Genomic DNA, 17,664 nt, shown 5'->3' with positions numbered 1-17,664 from the left:
GAATGTTTAGCGCAATGCCATCCGCCTTGTCAGCGGATCAGCACTTCACCCGCTTCTGCTCGCGGTCGACCGCGGCTTTGACGCCGGCGGAGGCGCGCGGATATTTGCGGCCGATCTCGCCGAAGGCGGCGCAGGCGGCCTCCTTCTCCTTCAGCGCGGCGAGCGACTGGCCGAGCCGCAGCAGCGCATCGGGCGCCTTGGCCGATTTGTCGTATTTGGTGGTGACCGCGAGGAAGGCCTCGGCGGAATCGCGATATTGCTGGCGCTGGAAGTAGCTCTCGCCGAGCCAGTATTGCGCGTCACCGAGCAGCGGGTCGTTCGGATATTTCTGCGCAAAGTTCTTCATGGTCTGCTCGGCCAGCGCATAGTCCTTGCGCTGCATGTAGCCGATGCCGAGGTCGAACTCGTCGCGCGGCGTCGCCGAGGGCGGCAAGGTCGTGAGGCCGGCGCCGCCACCCTGCGCCGGATAGCCCTGCTGGGCCGGCGGATAGCCCGGCTGGGCCGCGGGCGGCACGCCTTGCTGGTAGCGCGGGCTGGTATTGGCGAGATCGAGCGGATCGCCGGCATTGCGACCGCCGGGCGCGCCGGCTCCCGCCGACATCGGCTGCTGTCCGCCGCCGAGGGCGCGGGGCGCACCGGGCGCGTTCGGATTCTGGTTCGGATCAAAGGCATCGCCGCGGCGGCGCGTGCCGGGGGCGCCGGGCGCCGGCTGCTCCTGAACGATCGGCGCGGGGCCTGCGGTCTGCGGCTGCTCGTAATTGGGTTGCACGGCCTGCTGCTGCTGGCGATAGGCCGGCGCGCCTTGAGGGGGCGAAATTTGCGCCGGCGGTACGGCCGCGACGCCGGGCTGGACCGGCTGCTGTCCCGGCTGGACTTGCGCGCCGCCCTCGAGCGCGCGCAGGCGCTCCTCGAGCTGCCGGTTGCGGTATTGCAGTTCCTCGTTCTGGCCGGTGAGCTGGCGCAGCTGGTTCTCCAGCCGCTCGATCCGCATCTCGGGATCGTCATCCGTCTGGGCCAAGATCGATTGAGCCAGGACCGGCGCGCACAAGGAGAGCAGCGCGGCGGTCGCCACGGAGCCGGTAAGAACCTTAAATCTGGATGACATCTTGCCCTGACGACGAAAGCGAAATGGCCTGCGACGGAACCTTCGACGCGCCACACATTGAAGTGGAGTACGCCAAAAATGTGACTGCTACAAAGGGGTTTCTGTCACAGATCGCTGAAACGAAACCGGCGCCCGTGAGGGCGCCGGCATGATCGTTTTCTGAAGATGAACGGCGCCTGACTGAAGCGTCAGGAGCTCGCGTTCAGCACGGTGACGGCGCGACGGTTCTGCGACCAGCAGGAGATGTCGTTACAGACGGCGACCGGCCGCTCCTTGCCGTAGGAGATCGTGCGCATGCGGTTCGGATCGATGCCGCGCGAGGCGAGGAACGAACGCACCGATTGGGCACGGCGCGCGCCGAGCGCGATGTTGTATTCGCGGGTGCCGCGCTCGTCGGCATGCCCCTCGATGGTGAAGGAGTAGCGCGGATAGGTCTGGAGCCACTGCGCCTGCTTCTCAAGGGTCACGATCGCCTGCGGGGTCAGATCGGTCTGGTCGCTCTCGAAGAACACGCGGTCGCCCACGTTCACGACGAAGTCCTGCTGGCTGCCCGGCGTCGCCGCATTGGCCATCGCATCCGTCGCAGCATTCTTGTTGGCGCAGGCGCCCATCGACAGCGCGACGGCAAGCACCGCGGCCAGCTTCAATCCCTGGAGGATACGCATAGGATGTTTCATTCCGGAGCCTCCACGCTCACGTTAGTCCACTGCTGTCCGGTCTACAGGGGGTTGGTTAAGCGAACGTTCCGTCAACCTTGACGGAACCTTGCCACAGCCGGTCAAATGCCCCCAACCAGCGAAAAGCAACCGTCATGGTTAATGGGTTGTAAATGTGGCGCGAGGGTGAAGGCAAGCCGCGTTAGCCGGCAAAATCGCTGGCTTTGCTTGAATTTTGGGCCTGAGCCCCTTGCTGCCGACAGCCTTCAGTCAGGCGTGAACGGCGTCCGCCACCAGCACGCGCCGCTGCGGGACCTGGCGCTGACCGCCGCGCCCGAACAGCATCCGCCGCTCGAAGGCGGTGGAGCGCATGATCGGATAGCGCTCGAACACCTTCCTGCGGAAGGTCGGGAAGTCCGCCGCCATCAGTCCGAACGGCTTGGTGAGACCGGGGACCAGCCGCGGCTCGGCAATGGTCTCGTGCAGGAACACCCGCCGGTAGAAGGCCTGATGCTCCGGACGCACGATCGCAAGGCCGAGATCGGCATGGAAATGCTCGCAGGCCATATAGGCGAGCCGGGTCGTCAGATAGGGCAATTCGGGGACGCGCTTGACCTGGTCGGGATCGGCGACGAACCGGGTCGGGTCGATCATGATCTCGCCGCGATCGAGCCGCGGCAGCAGGATATCGGGAAAGACGTCGGCCGAAGTGGACTGGCGCCATTCCGAGGTCAGCACGCTGATGCGCACCGAGCTGCAGAGCTTGCCCCGGAGATAGACGCCGAAGGTCCACGCGTTCGACAATTCGTCGTACTGGTCGGTGACGCGCGTATCAGGAGATTCCTTGACGGCGCCCTCGCGCAGATAGGCGCGATAGCGGAGATTGTAGATCTCCTCCTTCTCCGCGGCCGTTTCCGCAAGATGATAATCGACGTCGGTCAGGAGCTCGGCACCCCGTCCAACAGCCGAAATGATCGCTCTGGCTGAGGACTGCATTCCAACTCCTTACCCGCCACCGCACACCGCATCCGCGCGGGACAACTTCCACGCGCGTGATGATTTATTAACAGCTTCTTAACAATGAAGCAAAGCAATCGAAGTGTTAGGGTTAACCCCCCGTAGCACTACGGTAGCCGGCAACAAGTTGAAACAACGGGAGATTTCGGGAAGCGGAATCAGGCGAACGAGCGCGAGCCGACGACCTGGAGCAGGCTCTCGCCGCGCCGTCCATGCGAGGCGTTGAGGAGCTGGCGCATCCGTACGGCGGGCACCGGACGGCTGAACAGATAACCTTGCGCCTCGGACACGGTGCCGTCGGCGCTGATCAGCTCGAGCTGCTCGTTGGTCTCGATGCCCTCGACCACGACCGCCATGCCGAGATCGGCCGACAGGCGTGCCACGCCGCGCAGCAGCGTCAGCGGCCGGTCGGTGTCGATTCCTTCCAGGAAGGAGCGGTCGATCTTCACCTTCTGCATCGGGAAATTGTGCAGGTAGCTGAGGCTGGAATAGCCGGTGCCGAAATCGTCGAGCGAGATGCGCACGCCGAGCGCATGCAGCTGCGACAGGATATCGTGGGTGAGCTGGGTGTTGCGCAGCAGCGAGGACTCGGTGATCTCGATCTCGAGGCGATGCGCCGGAAGCCCTGAGACCTCCAGCGCGTAGCGGATCTCGCTCAGCACGTCGCGCTGGTGGAATTGCTGCGGCGAGAAGTTGACGGCGACGCTGACGCCCTCCGGCCACTTCATGCATTCCATGCAGGCGCGGCGCAGGATCCAGCGGCCGAGATCGACGATCAGGCCCATGTCCTCGGCGACCGGGATGATGTCGACCGGCGAAACCGTGCCGCGCACCGGATGATTCCAGCGCAGCAGCGCCTCGCAGGTGGTGATCTTGCCGGACTTCAGATTGACCAGCGGCTGGTAGAACAGCTCGAACTCCTCGTTGGCGAGCGCCTTGCGCAGGTCGAGCTCGAGGATGCGGCGCGCCTCGACGGTCGCCGCCATCTCGTCGCGGAAGAAGCAGAAGGTGCCGCGACCGTCGGCCTTGGCGCGGTACAGCGCCATGTCGGCGTTCTTGAGCAAGGTGTCGGCGCTGACCTTGCCGTCCGGCGAGGTCAGCGCGATGCCGACGCTGGCGCCGATCTCGACCAGGTGATTGTCGATGCGGTAGCGCTCGCTCAGGCGCTCGACGATGCGGCGGGCGAGGCTCGCAGCGTCCTCGGCCGACGAGATGTTCTGCTGGAACACGACGAACTCGTCACCGCCGAAGCGGGCGACGAAATCCTCGGGACGCAGCATCTCGCGCAGGCGATTGGCGACCGCGCACAGGAGCTGGTCGCCGCAGGGGTGGCCGAGCGTGTCGTTGACCTGCTTGAACTGGTCGAGGTCGACGAACAGCAGCGCCGAGAGCCGTTCGGCGTGGTGGGCAAAGGCCAGCAGGCGTTCGATCTCGTCGCGGAACGAGACCCGGTTGGGCAGCGCGGTGAGCTCGTCATAGCGGGCGAGATGGCTGATGCGGGCTTCGGCGTTGGTGCGTTCGGTGATGTCTTCGAGCAGCAGCACGGTGCCGCCGCCGGTCATCGGCTGGAACGTCCAGGCCAGGGTACGGCCGCGCGAAAGATCCGGATCGGCGGTGACGATCTCGCAGATCCGCGCATGGGCGATCTCGGCCAGGATCTGGTTGCCGCTCTCCGCCGAGATGGAGCCCGCGGCGATGCAGGCCGACACGATGTCGGCCGCGGTGGCGCCGCGCTTGACCAGGTCCTCGGGCAGGCCCATCAGCTCGCCGAAGCGATGGTTCATCACTGCGAGGCGCCGGTCGGCGCGAAACATGCACAGGCCATGCGGCATGTTGTTGAGCGCGGTGTCGAACTGGCTCGCCAGCGCGGACTCGCGGAAGCTCGAGGTCAGCGCCTTGACGAAGATCGCATGCAGGCTGAGGTTGATGTTCTTCAGGCCGATGAAGAAGAACATCAGCAGGATCGCAAGACCGACGTGGTAGGGGCCGCCGTGCAACAGCAGCGCGAGCGACATCGGACCGCAGGCGAGCGCGACGTGCCATTGGATCACCCGGGGCTGGCCGTAATTGCGGGCGGCGCCGCCGGCGGTGTAGCCGATGCCGATGGCGACAGCGAGCATGTCGGCCACCGGATCCTCGTTGTTGTAGATGACGACGAAGGACCATATGCCGAGTACCGCCGCATAGCTGAGCGCGCCGAACCAGTAGCGCGGCTCCAGATGCTTGGCTTCCTCGAACGACAGCGGGTGCGCGCGGTTCTCGTATCCGCGCATCTGGAACGCGCGCGCAGTGCCGATGGCGATCAGCAGAAATGCGAGCGGCCACAGCCAGACGTCGCCGGTCTTGAGCGCAGTCATGACCGCGGCCACGGCCGCGGAGGCCGAGCCCAGGAAGATCGCCCAGAAATTCTGCACCATAGAGTTGATCAGAGCGGCGTAGAGTATCGGCTCCAGCTCGTCTCGATCGCTCTGCTTCTGGTCGGCCAGCTGCATTGGCTAATTACGCGTCCTGTTTAGAGCGTACTTTTACCCAGCCCAGGTGAAGCCTTTCTGAGGGAACATCGTTAAAGTCGAGTTGTTTTTCGGCAATTGCGAACTCGATTCTGCTGAAATATCAAGCAACTAGGCAAGCGTTGCCGCGCACAAGGTGAAGGAAAGCTTGCTTTCCCCACCGAACGCGAAAAAATCGGCGCTTTTTTTCGGAAACATCGCGCGTCTGAACACGCGATTTATTGGCCAGCAGTCGAGGACAGTAGCGGCGACCATGCCGGGTCTGAGGCGAAGCCCGGCGTCGGCACCTTCAGCTCGTTGCGGCCGGAGATGTCGACGCTGTACAGCGACGGTCCGCCGTTGCCACCGGGATCGCGGAAGAACATCAGCACGCGGCCGTTCGGCGAGAAGGTCGGGCCCTCGTTGTGGAAGCCCGAGGTGAGCAGCCGCTCGCCGCTGCCATCGGGCTTCATGACGCCGATCGAGAACTGCCCGCCGCCTTGCCGGGTGAAGGCGATGTAATCGCCCTTCGGCGACCACACCGGTGTCGAATAGCTGGCGTTGGTGTCGTCCTTGGAGAAGGAGATGCGCTGCGCCTGTCCCCCGCCCGCCGCCATCACATAGATCTGCGACCTGCCGCCGCGATCGGACTCGAAGCAGATGCGGGTGCCGTCCGGCGAATAGGAAGGCGACGTGTCGATCGCCGGCGTGTCGGTGAGGCGCGTGGTCGAGCGCGAGCGCAGATCCATCACGAACAGGTTGGAATTGCCGCCCTGCTGCAGGCTCATGATGACGCGCTGGCCGTCCGGCGAGAAGCGCGGCGCGAAGGTCATGCCGGGGAAGTTGCCGACGATCTCGCGCTGGCCGGTCTCGATGTTGAAGAGATAGACCTTCGGATCGCCCTGGCCGAACTCCATGTAGGTGATCTCTTGCGAGTTCGGCGAGAAGCGCGGCGTCAGCACGAGGTCGGAGCCGCGGGTCAGGTAGCGCACATTGGCGCCGTCCTGGTCCATCATGGCGAGCCGCTTGACGCGGCGCTCCTTCGGCCCGGTCTCGTCGACGAACACGACGCGGCTGTCGAAATAGCCCTTCTCGCCGGTCATGCGCTCGTAGATCTGATCGGAGATGATGTGGGCGATGCGGCGCCAATATTCCGGCGACGTGAAATATTGCTGGCCGGCGAGCTGCTGGCCGGTGACCACGTCCCACAGGCGGAATTCGGCCTTGAGGCGGCCGTCCGGCTGCCGCGTCATGCGGCCGGTGACGAGGGCCTGCGCGTTGATGGTCTTCCAGTTCTGGAATTGCGGCGCGACGTCGATGTTGCTGATGCGCTCGATGAAGGCGGCCTGATCGATCGGTGCGAACAGGCCCGAGCGCTTCAGGTTGTTGGTGATGACCTGGGTGACGCCGTTGCCGACGTCGCCGTCGGACGGCGAGCCCGGCACAAAGCCGGAGATCGCGATCGGGATCGGCTGGAATTCGGTAGGATCGATGCGCAGTCGCGGCTGGCCTTGAGCGAACGCATGTCCGCCCCCGAGCATGGCGAGCGCCGATCCGGTGAGGGTCATAAAGCGGCGGCGGGTGATCGATCGGGCGTCATTCATTGCAAAATTCTTTTGTTCGGATGTCACAACATATCTTTCAGGCCGAAAGTCATCGGAATGAGCTTCCAGCTCTCGTACTGCTGCTTCGGCATGAACGAATAGACCTGGCACTGCACGATGGCGCGCTTGGCGCTCTCGGCAACCGCCTGGGCGATCGACCGCGACGGTCCCCTCACCGCGACGACGATGGGCTCGGATGCGAGCGATCCATCGATCTTCATGGGAATGTCGATGTCGGCCTCGTATTGATCGGCGTCCTGGCCGTTATAGGTGGGCGTGAAGCAGCGCTTGACCGCGCCCTGGAATGCACCGCGCCAGGTCGCGACGTTGTTGGCCGCGGTCCCGGTCGCCGCTCCCAGCGACGCTGACGCATTCAATGCGGAGCCGGTCTGCTCGTGGCGGGTCGCAGCGCGCTTGTCGAGATCGCGCTGGATCTGCGCGGGATCGAAGCTGCGCTCCTTCGGTTTCGGCCGCTGCTGCGGCTGCACGGCCGCGACCTTCTGCTCGACGGGCTTCGGCGGCGGCTTCTTGGTATCCAGCTTCTTCTGCAGCTCGGCGATCGGATCTTCCTTGGCCGGATCAGGCTTCTTTTCCTGCGGCTTCGGCTCTTCCTTCGGCTTCGCCTCGGCGACCGGCTTCGGCGGCTCAGGCTTCTTCTCGACCGGCTTCTCGACGGGCTTCGGTGGCGGCTCCGGCGTCGAGTTGGTCTTGATCAGCTCTTTCTTCTCGGTGACCTTGCCGACGGCGTCCTCTTCGGGCTTGGCCTCGGCGATCTTCTCGACCTTGGGCTTCGGCTCTTCCTTCTTGCCGGTCTTCTGCCCCGCCATCATCTTGGCGAGCTGATCGGTGGAGATGATGTCGACCGGAAGCGACTCCTCCGGCGCGATGTAGGCCTTGCTGCTAAAGGTGACGAGGCCCCATCCCAGCACGAGGACATGGAGGGCAATCGACGCAACGAGTGTCTTGTCGACGTTCACCTTCACCGGCTTAGGACCCCTGATCCGCTTCCGTGACGAGGGCGAGCTTCTTGAATCCGGCACCGGACAACAGGCCCATCACCTTGGCCACCGTGCCGTAATCCGCCTTCTTGTCGGCGCGCAGATAGATGCGCTCCTCGAGCCCGCCGCGCGCGTCCGTGATCGCCTTCAGCTTCGGTATCAGATCGTTGATCGCGATCTCGGCATCGTTGATGAACACCTTGCCCTTGATGTCCACCGACATCTGGATCGGCTTCTGGTCGTTGTTCTCGAGGCTCTTGGCCTGGGTCTGCGGCAGGTCGAGCGGCACGCCGACCGTCAGCATCGGCGCCGACACCATGAAGATGATGAGCAGCACCAGCATCACGTCGACCATCGGCGTGACGTTGATCTCGGCCACGACGGGCTTGCGCCGGCCACGGCGCCCGCCGCCGCCGGACGAACTCGCAACGTTCATGGCCATGATCGCGTGCCCAAATTGCCCTTCACACTATACATGCCGTCCGTCAGCCCCGCTCGTCGATCTGACGGGACAAGATGGCTGAAAATTCATCAGCGAAGCCTTCGAGCCGCTGGGCCTGCCGGTTCACCTCGGAAGTGAACTTATTGTAGAAAATAGTGGCAGGAATGGCGGCGATAAGGCCGACCGCGGTCGCAAACAGCGCCTCGGCAATACCGGGGGCCACCACCGCAAGGGAGGTATTTTTCGACGCCGCGATCGACTGGAAGCTCGACATGATGCCCCAGACCGTGCCGAACAGGCCGACGAAGGGGCCGGCGGAGCCGACGGTGGCGAGCACCAAAAGGCGGCGTTCCAGCCGCTCGACTTCGCGGGCGATCGAGACGTTCATGACCTTGTCGATCCGCATCTGCAGGCCCGCGACCGAGCGGGCGTGGCTCTCGAACGAGCGCTTCCACTCGCGCATCGCCGCCACGAAGCAGGCCGCCATGGAATGCGTCGGCTTGGCCGAGAGGGTGCGATAGAGCTCCTCGATCGACTCGCCGGACCAGAAGGCCTGTTCGAACCGGTCCATCGAGCGGCGGGTGCGGGCGAACAGGAAGATCTTGTCGATGGCGATCGCCCAGACCCAGACCGAGCAGGACAGAAGTCCCAGCATCACCGCTTTCACGATCCAGTGAGCCTGCCAGAACAGCGCGATCAGCGATACGTCCGCGGAAGCGGCAACCGGAAGGGCTGACTGAGCCACGTCGGCCGGATTCATAAGCAGTATCCTCTCAAGGCGATCTTCAACCTCATGTCACGGCCGGTAAATGTCCGCCGGTTCCCCAACCGCCGCGCCAACCGCGCAGCCGGCAAGCCCGCTCAAAGCCTTGTCTTTCTGGGGTGCAGGGCTCGTCCAAAGCCGGCCGCCTGCATTCCCTGCCAAGATGTCAAAACTAAGGGGCCTTGACCCCAGGCCTTGACTTCGGGCTCCGGGCACGCCTGTCCACCCTTACCAGAGCCCGCCGATGGTTAATGCGGGGTTACCGCCGGCGAATTTGGCTGCGGGAAAGGCAGGCGGCGCAGGGGGATGGGGCCGCGGGAAGGCCCGGTCCGTGTCCCGGACGCACCGCAACGTTCCAACGTTGCGGTGCAGAGCCGGGACCAGAATGCAGCGCCCCCCTGCGGCGGGATGGGCCCCGGCTCAGCAGCGCATCGTCAAAGAGACGCTGCGCTGCGTCCGGGGCACGAGAGTTCCGCGTGCCCCGAGCAAGACAGGTTCCCTCCCCCTTCGCCATCGCGCGTCACCTCATCCTCATGCTCCCTCCGCGGGCGCGAGCTGATAGGGTCCGTTCGCGGACAACAACGTGCCGACATCATCGGCCAGCCCTGAGGAACTCCCCATGCCGAAACCACAAACGAATGTGCGGTGGATGACCGCCGCGGTCGTATCGATCTGCCTCGTCACATCCAGCCCCGCGCGCGCGGCATCGGTTGCGCCGGTCGCCGCGGAAAACGGCATGGTGGTGTCCGCGCAGCATCTGGCGACACAGGTGGGCGTCGAGGTGCTCAAGCGCGGCGGCAATGCTGTCGATGCTGCTGTGGCCGTAGGTTATGCCCTTGCCGTCGTCTATCCGGCGGCCGGCAATCTCGGCGGTGGCGGCTTCATGACGATTCAGCTCGCCGACGGCCGCAAGACCTTCCTCGATTTCCGCGAGACGGCTCCCAAGGGGGCGACGGCCAATATGTATCTCGACAAGGACGGAAACGTCATCAAGGGCATCTCGACCAAGGGGCATCTGGCCGTGGGCGTGCCGGGGTCCGTCTCGGGTATGGAATATGCGCGCGAAAAATACGGCACCATGAAGCGCGCCGACCTGCTCGCGCCCGCGATCCAGCTCGCCGAACAGGGATTTGTGCTCGACCAGGGCGACATCGACCTGCTGCGCACGGCAACCGACGATTTTAGGGATGACCCGGCATCCAGCGCCATCTTCCTCAACAACGGCCAGCCATTCGGCGTGGGCGACAGGCTGATGCAATCCGAGCTGGCGAAAACCCTGCGCGAGATCAGCAGCAAGGGCACCGACGGCTTCTACAAGGGCTGGGTCGGCAGCGCCATCGTGGCATCCAGCCAGGCCGGCAAAGGCCTGCTGACGCAGGACGACCTCGACGGCTACAAGACGCGCGAGCTCGCACCTGTCGAATGCGACTATCGCGGCTATCACGTGGTTTCCGCGCCGCCGCCAAGCTCGGGCGGCGTCATCATCTGCGAAATCCTGAATATCCTGGAAGGCTATCCGCTCAAGGAGCTGGGCTATCACTCCGCAGCTGCGACGCACGTGCAGATCGAAGCGATGCGGCACGCTTACGTGGACCGCAACAGCTATCTCGGCGATCCCGACTTCGTGAAGAATCCGCTCGACCGCCTGCTCGACAGGGCCTACGCGGCCAAGATCCGCGCCGTGATCGACCCGAACAAGGCCGGCGTCTCCAAGGACATCAAGCCGGGTGTCGCGCCGCACGAGGGCAGCAACACCACGCATTATTCAATCGCGGACAAGGACGGCAACGCGGTGTCCGTCACCTACACGCTGAACGACTGGTTCGGCGCCAAGGTCACGGCGGCAAAGACCGGCGTGCTGCTCAATGATGAAATGGATGACTTCACCGCCAAGGTTGGCGTTCCGAACCTGTATGGCCTGGTGCAGGGTGAGGCCAACGCCATCGCGCCCGGCAAGCGGCCGCTCTCCTCGATGAGCCCGACCATCGTCAGCAAGGACGGCAAGCCGGTGATGGTGGTGGGCACGCCCGGCGGCAGCCGCATCATCACGGCCGTGCTGCAAACCATGATCAACGCCATCGACTACGGCATGAACGCGCAGGAAGCCGTCGACATGCCGCGCATCCACCAGCAGTGGCTGCCCGATATCACCAACGCCGAGAATTATGCGCTGTCGCCTGACACGCAGAAGATTCTGGAGGGCATGGGCCACAAATTCGGCCCGCCGCAGCCGGCCAACCATCTGGCGGTGATCATCGTGGGCGCGCCGTCGCTTGGCGGCAAGCAAGTCGGCAACAACCGCTACTATGGCGCCAACGATCCGCGCCGCAACTCGGGGCTCGCTGCCGGGTATTGAGCCGTCGCTATGCAGCTTGTGCCACGCGCGAGGGTTTATTTCACCGGTCGATCGGCAACACACTCTATTGGCTTTGTTTGCGGGCCGCCTGACAACGCGGGAGTGGGCCGCTCGCAGGCAATCGATTATAGTGGCTGACGAGCTGCCCGACGACCTCGTACGGGAGAATCCGCATGGAACAGATTCTGATCAACCTCGTCTCAGGCGCGCTTGGTGGAGTTGGCGCGGGCAAGTCTTCGCCGACATTTGATCTCGGAATGGCCGGAAACATCATTTCGGGTTTGGTCGGCGGCGGGGTGCTCGGCCAGGTCGTTACGTTGCTGCTTCCGTCCATCATGGCCGCGGCACAATCTGGAAACTTGAGCGTTGGCGGCATCGTGTCACAAGTTGTCGCCGGTGGCGCCGGCGGGGCGATACTCACCGCGATCATTGGAGCCATCAAGAACAAGGCTGCCGCCTGATCGGCGAGGCAAGTGCTAAGGCCTCACCACTTCTCCCTCGAGTGCGTAGGGTGGGTTACGCCCACCCTACAGTCACTGGGCTCCCCCTGCCCTGCCCCCGTAAGGGGGGAGGAAGCGCAATTTGCCGCGCGGCAATCACCGCCTCCGCAAGCACGGCATGAAGGCTGTCACTCTGTCGCTAGGAACCAGCCCCCGCCCCAAAAATTGTCCGGAAAATCACTTTCGGCGAGGCATTGCCATGAGCATCAACCCCAAGACGACGGCCGCCATCGGCGACCATCCGCTCCACCCCATGATCATCCCGTTCCCCGTGGCGTTTCTGGTCGGCGCGCCCATTGCCGATCTGGCCTTTATTGGAACCGGCGACGGTTTCTGGGCCAGGGCTGCAATGTGGCTGATCGGCGCCGGCATCGTCATGGCGCTGGTTGCCGCCGCGGCCGGCTTTACCGATTTCCTGAATGAGCCCCGCATCCGCCGTCTCAACGATGCCTGGTACCACATGGTCGGCAATCTTGCGGCGGTGGTGCTGGCGCTGGTCAACTTCTATCTGCGCTATACGCAAGGCAGCGAGGCCGCGATCAAGCCCTGGGGCGTGGTGCTGTCGCTGATCGTCGTCGGCATCCTGCTGTTCACGGGATGGAAGGGTTGGGAGATGGTCTATCGCTATCACGTTGCGGTGCTGGATGCACCGGGCCAGACCAGCTCGGAGCCGGTCACGCCGCCCCATGGCGGCGAGAGCCATCGCCGCGCCGCCTGATGGCGGTTCAAGCCGCGGAGGCCGGCTCTGGGCAGTTGGTCAATCGCGCGGGATTGCCGACCGCGGTGCAGCCGGCGGGAACGTCCGACGTCAGAAGCGTGCCGGCGCCGATCTTGGCGAAATCGCCGATGCCGATGTCGCCGAGGATGGTCGCACCGCCGCCGATGTAGACGCCGCGGCCGATGCGGGGTGAACGCGCCGGCAGCTCGCTGTGACGGCCGATGCTGACGTTCTGCAGGATGGTGACCTCGTCGCCGATCACCACATTCGCGCCGATCACGATGCCGGTGGCGTGGTCGAGATAGACCGCCGATCCGATGCTGGCGGCGGGGTGGATGCTGACCTGCAAGGCGTTCGAGGCCTCGTTCTGGAACAGCAGCGCCGCATCGATTTGCCCGCGATGCCAGAGCCAGTGCGAGACGCGCCAGGCTTGCAGCGCCACGTAGCCCTTGTAGTGCAGCAGTGGCGGCAACAGCTCGGCGATGGCGGGATCGCGACGCGCGATGCCCTGCAAGTCGCGGCTGGCGGTCTCGATCAGGCCCGGCTGGCTGCGAAAGGCGTCAAGGGAAAAGGTGGTGAAACGCGCCCGCTCCGCTGCGGAGCCGCCAAGCCTGCGTCCGATCAGATCGGCCAGGGCGGCAGCAAAATCGCCATGGATCAGGACTGTATCGGCAAGGGACTTGCCGAAGACGGGATCGGCCGCCATCGCGCGCCGCGCTTCATCGCGTATGTCCTGCCAGAGACTGTCGCTCGCCGTGGTCGCAGCTGCCATCATCGCTGCCCCTTCCTTCTCACCTGTCGAATATAGGCCGTGGGCAGCCCGCGCGCCACGCCGTGCCGGCGGCATAGGTGACAGGCCTCGCAACATGCCGCAGGTCCCCGTGAGGCTACGAGCTTGCATGCCAGGCACCGGCAACCATATAGTCCATCGCGTTTCGGCCGACGCTGCTTCGGCCGGGGATGTACGCGCAAGGCATCCTGTCCCAGCCCCCGCGGTGGTCCGCCATCCGCGGGTTTTTCATACCCGGCGTCCTCCTGCGCTGCCGAGACAAATTCCAAGATCCCCCACTCGAGGTCACACCGAAGCATGTCGCCCAACGCTCCCGCCGACGACCATCACGACGACGTCATGTACCCCTCCGCCATACCGTTCGTGCTGGTTCATCTCGGCTGCTTCGCCGCGATCTGGTCGGGCATTACCTGGGAGGCCGTCGCGATCTGCGGTGCACTCTATATCGTGCGCATGTTCGCAATCGGAGCAGGTTACCACCGCTATTTCTCGCACAAGGCTTTTGCCACCAGCCGGGTGTTTCAGTTCGTCCTGGCCGTTCTCGCACAAAGCACCGCACAGAAGAGCGTTCTGTGGTGGGCGGCCAAGCATCGGCACCATCATCTGCATTCCGATACCGAATTGGACGTGCACTCACCGCGCCAACGCGGCTTCCTGTACAGCCATGTCGGCTGGATCTTCTATCGGGAGCACGACGAGACCGATCTCGTGAAAGTCGGCGATCTCACGGTCTATCCGGAGCTGATGTGGCTGCATCGGCTGGAGCTGCTGCCGGCCGTTGTGCTTGCAGCGCTCTGCTTCGCAGGTGCGGGGTGGTCGGGTCTGGTCGTCGGCTTCCTGTGGAGCACGGTGCTGGTCTATCACGCGACCTTCTGCATCAACTCCCTCGCCCATGTGCATGGACGCAAGCGCTACGTGACGGGCGACGATTCCCGCAACAACTGGCTGCTGGCGTTGCTCACCCTGGGAGAGGGCTGGCACAACAATCACCACGCCTACCAGAGCAGCGTGCGACAAGGCTTTCGCTGGTGGGAAGTCGACGTGACCTATTACATCCTGAAGGTCCTGTCCTGGTTCGGCATTGTCTGGAACATGAAGGCGCCGCCCGAACTGGTGCTGCGCAACGAGCAGCCGCTCGGCGCGCGCGTCATCAATCGGGCGGCCCGGCAGCTCGCCGGACGGTTCGATGCTCACGCGCTGGCGCACGCGATCTCGTCGGCGCTGCACCGCGCTGACCTCGCCCAGCTGCAACTGCCGACGCTGCACGACATCTTCAATCGCGCCCACGAAGGCGTCGATGCGCTGACGCATCTGCACCTGCCGAAGATCCCGACCCGCGACGAGTTTCTCACCGAGGCCAGGGCGATGTTCGCGCGAACGCGCTCACTCAACGAGATCGTGGACCACGCCTACGAGCACTTCCTGACGTCGGTTCGCGCGCAGCTCGTCACGGTGCGCTGAACTTTTCGGCGCCGCTGCTGCCGCCGGGACGCGTGCCCTCGCGCGCGCGGCCCGGCCGCGCCCGCCTGCGCAGGCTGAGCGCATAAAGCCAGCCGCCCGCCGCGATGAGGGCCGGCAGCACGTAAAGTGCGAAATCGCGCAGCAGGATCATGGGGCAAGCTCCGCTGTCGCAAACTTGACGGCGCGCCGCAGCGCGAACGCGGCGAGTTGATAGAGGCCGAGGCTGAGAAAGACCTTCCAGGCATTTCCGACCACGAATTCGGGATAGAACTTGATCTCGGTCGGCCAATGATTGAGGAATGCGATCGTCAGCGGAATATAGTCCCCGAACCGAACGAACAGCGTCGCCGCGCGCTCAAATAGCGCTGTGTCCTGGATGATCTCCTTGCCTTCATTCGTCATGGCGGTACCCGTTGGCGCTGTCAGGGCTTGGTCGGGCCCGGCGCGAAATCGGTTCTAGCGGTCCTGCACATGTGCGTGATCGACGCCACAGAGCGAGCGCCCGCCGGCACAGAGGCGAAAATGGCAATCGGGATCGAGCGCGCAGCTGCCATAGACGACGCTGACATAGCCGAGCACCGCCAATGCGGTGATACCAAGCAGCAGGCGGGTGCGCAGATCCGTGCGTCTTTGGTGTCGGTGAACCGTGTGACGGTTCGGGGACTCAATCTACTCCCTCTCCCCGTTCCTACGGGCCGCGACGAGCTTCGCTCGCGCTGAGCAAGCGGGGAGAGGTTAAAAACCAAACCGCCCGCCTGCGGGTTGCGCAGACGGGCGGCTCGGGGCCATCAGGACTTTGGGGGCATGCGCCTGAAGGCTTTGAGAGGTTAAGAACCTTCAGATCAGCCTTGCTGCTGGTCGGTCGGCGGCGGGGTCGGGCGCGTCTTGTGCTGCGCCATGAACTGGTCGAACTCTTCCTTGTCCTTGGCGTGACGCAGACGGTCGAGGAAGTTCTTGAACTCGACCTGCTCTTCCTCGAGCCGGCGCAACGTCTCGCTGCGGTACTCGTCGAAGGCGCGGTTGCCGGAGGACGGCGGGCCGAAGCCAAAGCCGAAGCCGCGGCGATCCATGCGGTCGCGCATGCGGTCCATCTTGTACTGCATCCGCTCCATCTTGTTCTGCCAGCGGTCCTGATTGCTCCAGCACGACATTCTTCTGCTCCCGAGTGTGAAAAAGAGAAGGGCAAGTCCGATCGGCCACCAGATGATGAAGCCGAGGATGGTCACGGCGATCCAGCCGGGATGCCAGGGCGTGTCGAGCATGCGGGGACGCTCGTACTGTTGGTATTGATCTGAAGGGCCGCGCCATCGATTGACATCAGCGGTGTAGGCCATTTCCCATCTCCATCACGGCACCAGCGCCGTTGTGAATGTAAATAACATTTACATAGCTAGACCATCCCGCGATTTTGTCAAGCTGGCCGCCTGACAGGCCGGGCGAATTATTTGCGCAACTTTATTTCGGCTTGCCCCAGGGACCGCCGGGCGGCACGCCCGAACCGGAGGAGGCCTCCGGCGGCACCGGCGGCGGCTCGGCGCCCTTGGTCGGCGGCCTGCGGTCGGTCGGGAAGCCGAGCCCGCGCAGATAGATCAGGACCTCGGCCTCCAGCAGCTCGTCCGGCGACATCGGCAGCTTTCGCCGCGCGGCATCGCCGCGCGAGAACAGCGAGGCGACGCCATGCGCCATCGACCAGATGTGCAGCGCCATCATCATCGCCGGCGGGCGCGGCGTGCCGGGCGGGGCCAGCGCAGCAAGCCGTTCGGCGGCGGCGCGGATGATGTTGAAGGCACGTTCGCTGGCGGCCTGCAGCGCCGGATTGGCATCGACCGGCAGGCCCGATTCGAACATCGCGTTGTAGAAGGCCGGCTCCTCGCGGGCGAAGGCGAGGTAGGCCCTGCCGACGCGCTCGAACGCGGTGACCGTGTCGGGTCGGCCGTCGTCCCAGGCCGCAGTGAGGCGCGCCTCGAACTGCTCGAAGCCGCGCTGGGCGATCGAGGACAACAGCTCGTCGCGATCGCGGAAATGCCGGTAGGGCGCCGCGGCGCTGACGCCGGCCATGCGCGCGGCATCGGCGAAGGTGAAGCCGGCCGCCCCCTTCTCGGCGATCAGCCCGAGGGCGGCCTGCAACAGGGCTTCCTTCAGATTACCGTGGTGATAGCCGCGCTCGGCGCGGCGCTGCTCCTTGCGCCAGCTCATGTGAACGGCTTTTACATGAGCTGGGCGTGAAGGTCACTAGCGCAGGCCGGGTTTGATTAACCCGTATTTTCCGCAGTCATTCCGGGGCGATGCGAAGCATCGAACTACGGTGCGCGCTTGCGCACCTGAGAATCTCGAGATTCCGGGTTCGATGCTTCGCATCGCCCCGGAATGACGATCCACGGAGCCTACATCTGCGGAATCGGCAGCACGGGCATGACCTCGATCGCCTCGCCCGGGAAGATCGCAAAATGCGGGTGGTTCTCGAACAGCTTTGCAGCGTCCTCCTGGGAGGCGGCCCGCACCACCGTGAAGCCGGTCAGCGCGTTGCTGATCTCGGTGATGCCGCTTGCGTCGATCCTGCGGGTCTTGCCGAGCGGGCCGCCCATCTCGACGATGACGTCCTTGTGCTTCTCGACCCAGCCGGTCCAGGCGGCCATGCCCTCGCGCTCCCGGGCCTTCCGCTCCGCCTCGGGCATCGCGTGCCAGGCCTTCATTTTTTCGCCGCTCACGCTGCCGAGATAGACGGCGAGGAATTTGTGTTCGGTGCTCATCAGTTCTCTCCTTGT

General features: G+C 64.5%; 19 protein-coding genes. 4 read left to right on the top strand and 15 right to left on the bottom strand.

The window, feature by feature from the left end:
* Positions 1–37: 37 nt before the first annotated feature.
* From ybgF to tolQ, 8 genes are all read right to left on the bottom strand, one after another.
* Positions 38–1,105, bottom strand: coding sequence for a tol-pal system protein YbgF (gene ybgF, locus IQ16_RS11470; protein ID WP_018641584.1), 1,068 nt, complete (start codon positions 1,103–1,105; stop codon positions 38–40).
* A gap of 188 nt (positions 1,106–1,293) precedes the next feature.
* The gene (gene pal / locus IQ16_RS11465) at positions 1,294–1,782 is read right to left on the bottom strand and encodes a peptidoglycan-associated lipoprotein Pal (protein WP_018641585.1); all 489 of its coding nucleotides are present in this window, start codon (positions 1,780–1,782) and stop codon (positions 1,294–1,296) included.
* Between the two features lie 249 nt (positions 1,783–2,031).
* On the bottom strand, positions 2,032–2,757 hold the full coding sequence (locus tag IQ16_RS11460) for an N-acyl amino acid synthase FeeM domain-containing protein (protein ID WP_018641586.1): 726 nt from the start codon (positions 2,755–2,757) through the stop codon (positions 2,032–2,034).
* Between the two features lie 179 nt (positions 2,758–2,936).
* Positions 2,937–5,270, bottom strand: coding sequence for a putative bifunctional diguanylate cyclase/phosphodiesterase (locus tag IQ16_RS11455; RefSeq protein WP_018641587.1), 2,334 nt, complete (start codon positions 5,268–5,270; stop codon positions 2,937–2,939).
* 236 nt (positions 5,271–5,506) lie between these two features.
* Complete coding sequence (gene tolB, locus IQ16_RS11450; protein WP_026311778.1) at positions 5,507–6,871, bottom strand: Tol-Pal system beta propeller repeat protein TolB; 1,365 nt, start codon at positions 6,869–6,871, stop codon at positions 5,507–5,509.
* 23 nt (positions 6,872–6,894) lie between these two features.
* Positions 6,895–7,854: a hypothetical protein gene (locus tag IQ16_RS11445; RefSeq protein WP_018641589.1), complete on the bottom strand. Its 960-nt coding sequence runs from the start codon at positions 7,852–7,854 to the stop codon at positions 6,895–6,897.
* Positions 7,855–7,858: 4 nt separating this feature from the next.
* The gene (gene tolR / locus IQ16_RS11440) at positions 7,859–8,311 is read right to left on the bottom strand and encodes a protein TolR (RefSeq protein WP_018641590.1); all 453 of its coding nucleotides are present in this window, start codon (positions 8,309–8,311) and stop codon (positions 7,859–7,861) included.
* 43 nt (positions 8,312–8,354) lie between these two features.
* Positions 8,355–9,071, bottom strand: a complete 717-nt coding sequence (gene tolQ / locus IQ16_RS11435; protein ID WP_018641591.1) for a protein TolQ — start codon at positions 9,069–9,071, stop codon at positions 8,355–8,357.
* 622 nt (positions 9,072–9,693) lie between these two features.
* Here tolQ and ggt point away from each other — a divergent pair.
* The 3 genes from ggt (at position 9,694) to IQ16_RS11420 (ending at position 12,648) form a co-directional block, all read left to right on the top strand.
* Positions 9,694–11,430 (top strand): gamma-glutamyltransferase, encoded by a 1,737-nt coding sequence (ggt, locus tag IQ16_RS11430; protein WP_018641592.1) that lies wholly within the window; start codon positions 9,694–9,696, stop codon positions 11,428–11,430.
* Positions 11,431–11,603: 173 nt separating this feature from the next.
* Positions 11,604–11,891: a hypothetical protein gene (locus IQ16_RS11425; RefSeq protein WP_018641593.1), complete on the top strand. Its 288-nt coding sequence runs from the start codon at positions 11,604–11,606 to the stop codon at positions 11,889–11,891.
* A gap of 238 nt (positions 11,892–12,129) precedes the next feature.
* Positions 12,130–12,648 (top strand): DUF2231 domain-containing protein, encoded by a 519-nt coding sequence (locus IQ16_RS11420; RefSeq protein WP_018641594.1) that lies wholly within the window; start codon positions 12,130–12,132, stop codon positions 12,646–12,648.
* A gap of 7 nt (positions 12,649–12,655) precedes the next feature.
* On the opposite strand, the gene IQ16_RS11415 is transcribed toward IQ16_RS11420, so the two are convergent.
* The gene (locus IQ16_RS11415; RefSeq protein ID WP_018641595.1) at positions 12,656–13,423 is read right to left on the bottom strand and encodes a serine acetyltransferase domain-containing protein; all 768 of its coding nucleotides are present in this window, start codon (positions 13,421–13,423) and stop codon (positions 12,656–12,658) included.
* A 312-nt stretch (positions 13,424–13,735) separates the two neighbouring features.
* On the opposite strand from IQ16_RS11415, the gene IQ16_RS11410 reads away from it, so the two are divergent.
* Complete coding sequence (locus IQ16_RS11410) at positions 13,736–14,899, top strand: acyl-CoA desaturase (protein ID WP_018641596.1); 1,164 nt, start codon at positions 13,736–13,738, stop codon at positions 14,897–14,899.
* Here the strand turns inward: IQ16_RS11410 and IQ16_RS45100 are convergent.
* From IQ16_RS45100 to IQ16_RS11385, 6 genes are all read right to left on the bottom strand, one after another.
* Entirely contained in the window at positions 14,886–15,050 is a 165-nt protein-coding gene (locus tag IQ16_RS45100; RefSeq protein ID WP_018641597.1) for a hypothetical protein, read from the bottom strand. The genes IQ16_RS11410 and IQ16_RS45100 overlap by 14 nt on opposite strands.
* A complete protein-coding gene (locus IQ16_RS11405; protein WP_018641598.1) occupies positions 15,047–15,301 on the bottom strand; it encodes a hypothetical protein in 255 nt (84 codons plus the stop codon). Before IQ16_RS11405 ends, IQ16_RS45100 begins: the two co-directional genes overlap by 4 nt.
* Before the next feature lie 54 nt (positions 15,302–15,355).
* Positions 15,356–15,484: a hypothetical protein gene (locus tag IQ16_RS47260; protein ID WP_018641599.1), complete on the bottom strand. Its 129-nt coding sequence runs from the start codon at positions 15,482–15,484 to the stop codon at positions 15,356–15,358.
* Positions 15,485–15,741: 257 nt separating this feature from the next.
* On the bottom strand, positions 15,742–16,233 hold the full coding sequence (locus IQ16_RS11395; RefSeq protein WP_145831466.1) for a DUF2852 domain-containing protein: 492 nt from the start codon (positions 16,231–16,233) through the stop codon (positions 15,742–15,744).
* A gap of 121 nt (positions 16,234–16,354) precedes the next feature.
* Positions 16,355–17,095, bottom strand: coding sequence for a TetR/AcrR family transcriptional regulator (locus IQ16_RS11390; protein ID WP_018641601.1), 741 nt, complete (start codon positions 17,093–17,095; stop codon positions 16,355–16,357).
* 188 nt (positions 17,096–17,283) lie between these two features.
* Positions 17,284–17,649: a hypothetical protein gene (locus IQ16_RS11385; RefSeq protein WP_018641602.1), complete on the bottom strand. Its 366-nt coding sequence runs from the start codon at positions 17,647–17,649 to the stop codon at positions 17,284–17,286.
* Positions 17,650–17,664 lie beyond the last annotated feature (15 nt).

The organism is Bradyrhizobium huanghuaihaiense (genome assembly GCF_007830635.1).
GTDB lineage: Bacteria > Pseudomonadota > Alphaproteobacteria > Rhizobiales > Xanthobacteraceae > Bradyrhizobium > Bradyrhizobium huanghuaihaiense.
Note: the sequence above shows the minus strand (reverse complement) of the source record. Positions and strands in the feature narration are given on the sequence as shown.